The following is a 5,815-nucleotide window of genomic DNA, read 5'->3' on the forward strand; positions in this document are numbered from 1 at the left end:
AAGAAGCGAAAAGGTTACGGTAAGTAACACAATAGGTTACGGATTGAATCAATGGCAGGTGCTCCGAAAGGTAACAGTAACGCATCCAAGGGCAAAGCATTCAAGGATGCACTACGTAAAGCATTGAAAGCGGACGGCATTGACCGACTTCCGCTAATTGCTAACACACTGGTTGAGAAGGCAATCGAGGGCGAACAATGGGCAGTTCAAGAGATCGCCAACAGGTTGGATGGACGGCCAGCGCAAGAGGTTGCGGTAACTGGCGAAGACGGCGGGCCGCTCCGGGCGAATCTCAATGTAAACTGGACAATTCAACCAGTAAAGCCGGTGGACAAGGTTGAACCGGACGCTAACAGTCAATGACAAGCTACTCCCATTTCTAACCAAGCCGCAGCCAATTAAGGTTGCTGTAGGCGGCAGGGGTAGCGGTAAATCTATTGGCGTGTCAGATATGGCCGTGTTTCGAATGGAAACAGAGGCTATTGATGTTTACTGTCTCCGCGAATACCTTGACTCTATCGCTGACTCTATCCACAGGACGCTAGAGCGCTCAGTTAAGGAGCGGCTACAACTACCAGGATGGGACATACAGCAAAACCGAGTCATAGCGCCGAACGGTGCACAGACAGCCTACAAGGGTGCGACTCGCAACCCCAACAGCATCCAAGGCGCGGAAGATTACCGTCTGTCGATATTCTCCGAGGCCCACACAGCTAGCCAAGAATCCATAGATAAGCTGCTGCCTACCATCCTGCGGAAGCCCGGAGCACAGTGCTGGTTTGAGGCTAACCCGCAATCAAGTGAAGACCCTTTCAGCCAGCGGTTCATAGTCCCATACATTGATGAGCTTGACCGCCACGGCGTTTACGAGGATGAGCTTCACTATATCGTTGTGGTCAACTGGCGTGATAACCCGTGGTGGAACGAGGAGCAGGAAAGACTGCGCAAGTGGGACTACGAGAACCTATCTAGGGCCAAGTACGACTGGATATGGGAGGGCAAGTTTAACGATACCGTAGAACACGCCTTGATTATGCCGGAATGGTTTGATGCGTGTGTTGACGCCCACAAGAAGCTAGGCATCAAGCCGCTTGGGGCTAAGATCGCAGCACACGACCCATCAGATGAGGGCAGTGACTCCAAAGGCTTTGCGGTGCGTCATGGCATCGTTATAACCGATGTGCAAGAGAAAACGACCGGAAATATGGCAGAGGGTGGCGACTGGGCATGTGGCCTAGCCATCAATCATGGTGTTGACGCCTTCAGGTGGGATTGTGACGGCTTGGGCATCGGTTTATCGCGTGATGTGAGTCGTGCATTCCAAGGAAAACCCACTGTTTTAGCGCCTTTCAAAGGGTCTGAGTCGCCCGATCACCCCGAAGCGCTATATGAGCCAGCGCCGGGGCAGACCATCATTCAGGGTAAAACATGGGAAGAGGTAGTCCGAAATAAAAGAGCGCAGTACTACTTGAAATTAAGAGATAGATGCGCTAAGACGTTTCGTGCTGTAGAATATGGAGAGTACCAGAATCCGGACGAGTTGATTAGCTTTGATTCGTCCATCTCATGCTTGCGCAAACTGCGCTCTGAGGTGTGCCGGATTCCCGTGAAACCCAGTTCAACAGGGCGCTTTGAGTTGTATACCAAAGATGTAATGCTGACCAAGTTCAAGATAGCCAGCCCCAACCTGGCGGATTCTGTCATGATGCTAATGCCTGACCATCAGCTAATTCAGGCCGCGCCCAAAATTCCCAGACCTCTGCGCCCAATGGGGAGACGCTAATGGATATGAAGCGGCTGAAGGAAGACTTCGACCGGGACTATACAGCCAACCAGACCACCCGAGAATCGGCAGCCGATGATCTGGTGTTCTACTGGATAACCCAATGGGATGACGAATTGCTGGCCAATTCCCCTCTCCAGTATCGAGGGCAGTTCGACATACTGCGCAAGGCCGGTAGGCAGATACTCTCAGACCTTCGGGCCAACCCCGTTCAGCCAGACTTCAAGCCCAAGGATGAAAGCCGCCTAGATGACGCTGAAGCGCTGGACGGGCTGTATCGAGCCTGTGACCGCAAGCTGACAAGTCAAGAAGCCTACAACATGGCCGTTCAGGACTCTGTTGTCTGCGGTTATGGCGCATGGGAGCTTTACACAGAGTACGCCACCAATCAGGTTGGCGACCGCAACCAAGTCATCAAGCGCGAGTTCATCCCCGAGGCGAACAACACTGTATTCTGGGATGCTAGCGCCAAGGCAATGGATAAGTCAGACGCTAAGCGCTGCACCATCCTAAAGGCTTACACCCATGAGGGGTACAAGGATTTAGTCGAGGAGCTAACCGGAGAGCGCCCCGAGTCGGTGGCGGGCAGTTTCAGCAGCCCGGAGGATTCATACACCTTCAAATGGTTTGACGGGAAGGATACTGTACATGTAGCCACTATCTACCGTCGCCAGCTAGTGAAGGATAAGGTTCTCACGCTATCAGACCCATTTGGCGAAGAGATCATCCTGCGCGAGTCTCAACTTGAAGACGTGATGGATGAGCTGCTATCCACTGGTCACGAGATCATAGCCGAGAAGAAGATAGAGCGCTGGGAAGTCCGCAAGTACATTGTTGACGGCGAGGAAATACTGAACGGCGAAGAGGGCGAGGTTATTGCCGGTGAGCATATCCCCGTTGTTCCCGTCTACGGCGAGCGCGCCATTATCGAGGGTCAAGAGCATTGGGAAGGTATTGTCCGCCTTGCCAAAGACCCACAGCGGCTGCGCAACTTCCAAATGTCCTACCTCGCTGATATTGTTTCCCGCTCCCCCCGTCGTAAACCTATATTCCACCCGGAGCAGATCAACGGCTTCGAGTTCATGTATGAGGAGAACGGGCCGGACAACAATTACCCGTATCTATTGCAGAACCGTTTCGACGCATCCGGGCAGCCTCTGCCTATTGGCCCTGTTGGCGAGATGCCCGAGCAGCCCATGCCGCAAGCATTGGCCGCAAGCATTGAGCTGACGCGCCAAGCGGTTGAAGACGTTGCGAATCCCGGATTGCCCCAGGATATTGCTGACCCTGACCTTTCGGGCAAGGCAGTACTGGCACTGCAAAACCGCATCGACCAACAGGCATACGTCTATCAAGACAACCTGAAGTTTGCCAAGCGCCGGGATGCCGAGATATTCGCCTCGATGGCGGGCGAGGTATACGACGCACCACGGCAAGTGATGCTCGAGACTCCGGACGGCACAAGCAAGCCCGCCCAGTTGATGCGCGTGGTGATAGACAACGAAACCGGCGAGCCTGTTGTACTCAATGACCTGACCAACCTTGAGGTTGAGGTATACGCAGAGATAGGCCCGAGCTACGCCAGCCAGAAAGAGCAGACCCGCGACCGATTGCAGGGCATGATGGAAGCGTTGCCGGATGGCGACCCCGCCAAAAACGTCATGATGCTTACCCTGCTGGAGATCACAGAGGGTGTGAACCTTGAGCATGTGCGTGATTATGCGCGTCGCCAGTTGATATTGGGCGGATTCAAAGAGCCTGAGACTGAGGAAGAGGCGGCAATGTTGCAGAATGCGCAACAACAGCAACAGCCCGATGCCAATATGCTGTTGGCCCAAGGCGAGATGATGAAAGGCCAAGCCGCACTGATACGCGAACAGCGCGAGGCGCAGAAGGATGCAGTTGACGCACAGAACGAGAACGCCAAGACACAGATTGATGCGTTTGAGGCTGAGACTGGCCGCATGACTGCCCAGATAAACGCCCAAAAGGCGCAGGCTGACATTGAGCGCAGCCGGATTGATGGGTTTGCCAAACAGATAGAGGCGGGGCTTAAGGTTCAGAATAGCCAGATTGATCGGTTGCGGGCCACTGTGAATCAGCCCGCTCCGTGATTGTTTCCAATACAGAAACAGTGATATACTCATTTTTGACTGAGGCGCACAGGTTAAACGCAAACCGAACTAGCCGGTACTAGCTAGGCTTGTTACTCGTACATCGACGAGGTGAAAACACGATGGCAATGTCCCTGGAAGAGCTAAAGGCTCAAAACGCTGCACAAGACGAGGAAGAAACCAAAGCGGTTGAGGTTGAAACCGAAGAGGAAGAAACCGAGTTAGAGGCTGAAGAAGAGCAACCCGAAGTTGAGCAAGAATCCGAAGAGGATGATAGCGAGGCAGAGGAGAGCGAACTTGAAGCATGGCAGATTGAGGATGAACAGGCATCCGACGATAGTGGTAAGCGCTTTACCGATTCTGATGTAGCGGCTGCGAAGCGTAAGCTGAAGGCTAAGATCGAAAAGCGTGACGATGAGATTGCACAGCTAAGGGCTGAAATTGAGAGTCTGAAGAAGGGCGGCAGTCAACCGGCAAAGGCAGAGGCTAAGCCCATGCCCAAACTGGAAGACTACGACTACGACGATTCTAAGTATCAGGCCGCAGTTAACGAGTGGATGCTTTCACAGCTTCAAAACGTGGCAAAGTCACAGGAAGCGAAGGAGAGCAAGACTCGCGCCCAACAGGCGTTAGAAAGTGCAGTCGAAAGCCACTATGAGCGGGCGGCTAAGCTAACCGCTGAGCATGGTATTGACGATAGCGTATATCACAGCGCTGATTTGGCGGTACGGCAGGCAGTAGAATCCGTATTCCCAGACTCCGGCGATGTGATAACCGACAGCCTTATCGCTAATATGGGCGAAGGGTCAGAGAAGGTAATCTACGCATTAGGCCGAAGCACTGAGAAGCGCGAGCAGCTGAAAGCGAAGCTACTGAAAGACCCGAACGGCATTGCAGCGTTAATATATCTCGGTGAGCTGAAGGCTGAAATTACCCGCCCCGTAAAACGTGTGACTAACGCCCCGAAGCCTGCGGCACGAGCAACGGGTGGTAGCGGTGGTGGAAGCGACGAGGATAGGCTGCGACGAAAGTATCAGCGTGAATCAGACCTTCAATCCCGTTTCAACATCCGGCGCGAGGCACGGCAGAAGGGAATTGATGTATCCAAATGGTAACGAGGTAAGCTGAAATGGCTACTACTGGCAAAATCGTTGAGGTGCTGTTCGAGAACGCCCTTGACACATTCGAGCATCAGGAAATGATGCTGGACAAAGTGGACTTCTTTAAACCTGACCCCGCTGATATGCAGAACGCGGGCAATGTGGTTTGGCGTCCTGTCGATCAACACGCTCCGATTATCTCTGGCTGGTCTGTTGCGGGTCAGGAACAAGAGATCATCGAGGAAACTTATCCCTCTATCCTCGGCACTCCGAAGAACGATTTCGTTCAGCAGCGCGCCGATGACTTGCGGGACACCCGTTTCTGGGAGCGCCGTGGCCGTGAGTCTGGCCGTCAACAAGCAACTGAGCTGAACAAGCAGATTGCTTCGACCATGACCACCCAAGGCACTATGTTCTATCGCTCTAACGCAACCAGCGGCTACGACTTCATTGGTGAGGGCCAAGCCCTGATGAATGAGCGTCAAGGCAAGCACACTCAGCGCTGCTTTCTGCTGAATGACCGCGATAACCTGACCTTCGCTAAAGACTTGGCCGGTCGCCAGACTGTCCAAGGCCGCCCCGAAGATGTATGGGGTAAAGGTCAAATCGCTGGCAACGTTGCAGAGTTTGATGTTTATGTGGGTTCATTCCTACCTAACCTCCCTGGCGGTGCTGACCCGGCTGCAACTGTAACTGGTGCTCAGTCTTTCGCCCCTGAAGGCGGCAGCGTTAACACTGCAACTGGTGTTGTAACCAACGTTGACTACCGTTACGCCTCTATTCCGGTTTCGGATAGCTCTGGCTACAACGTAGGCGAC

5 protein-coding genes are annotated in these 5,815 nt (G+C 53.5%); all 5 read left to right on the top strand.

Going from position 1 to position 5,815, the window contains the following annotated elements; genetic code table 11:
* Positions 1-51: 51 nt before the first annotated feature.
* On the top strand, positions 52-363 hold the full coding sequence (locus tag ABYP33_RS16855) for a hypothetical protein (protein WP_373092313.1): 312 nt from the start codon (positions 52-54) through the stop codon (positions 361-363).
* Positions 338-1,783, top strand: coding sequence for a PBSX family phage terminase large subunit (locus tag ABYP33_RS16860; RefSeq protein WP_373092315.1), 1,446 nt, complete (start codon positions 338-340; stop codon positions 1,781-1,783). The genes ABYP33_RS16855 and ABYP33_RS16860 overlap by 26 nt, the downstream gene beginning before the upstream one ends.
* Before the next feature lie 5 nt (positions 1,784-1,788).
* Positions 1,789-3,897, top strand: a complete 2,109-nt coding sequence (locus ABYP33_RS16865) for a portal protein (protein WP_373092318.1) — start codon at positions 1,789-1,791, stop codon at positions 3,895-3,897.
* Between the two features lie 122 nt (positions 3,898-4,019).
* On the top strand, positions 4,020-5,012 hold the full coding sequence (locus ABYP33_RS16870; protein ID WP_373092316.1) for a hypothetical protein: 993 nt from the start codon (positions 4,020-4,022) through the stop codon (positions 5,010-5,012).
* A 14-nt stretch (positions 5,013-5,026) separates the two neighbouring features.
* A partial coding sequence (locus ABYP33_RS16875; RefSeq protein WP_373092317.1) for a P22 phage major capsid protein family protein occupies positions 5,027-5,815 on the top strand: 789 nt, incomplete at its 3' end.

Origin of the sequence: Zhongshania sp., assembly GCF_041584495.1 — a bacterium.
GTDB lineage: Bacteria > Pseudomonadota > Gammaproteobacteria > Pseudomonadales > Spongiibacteraceae > Spongiibacter.

Excerpts from the sequence above, each read along its gene's own strand:
- ABYP33_RS16865 (WP_373092318.1), top strand. The coding sequence starts at position 1,789 with ATGAAGCGGCTGAAGGAAGACTTCGACCGGGACTATACAGCCAACCAG.
- ABYP33_RS16855 (WP_373092313.1), top strand. The coding sequence starts at position 52 with ATGGCAGGTGCTCCGAAAGGTAACAGTAACGCATCCAAGGGCAAAGCA.
- ABYP33_RS16870 (WP_373092316.1), top strand. The coding sequence starts at position 4,020 with ATGGCAATGTCCCTGGAAGAGCTAAAGGCTCAAAACGCTGCACAAGAC.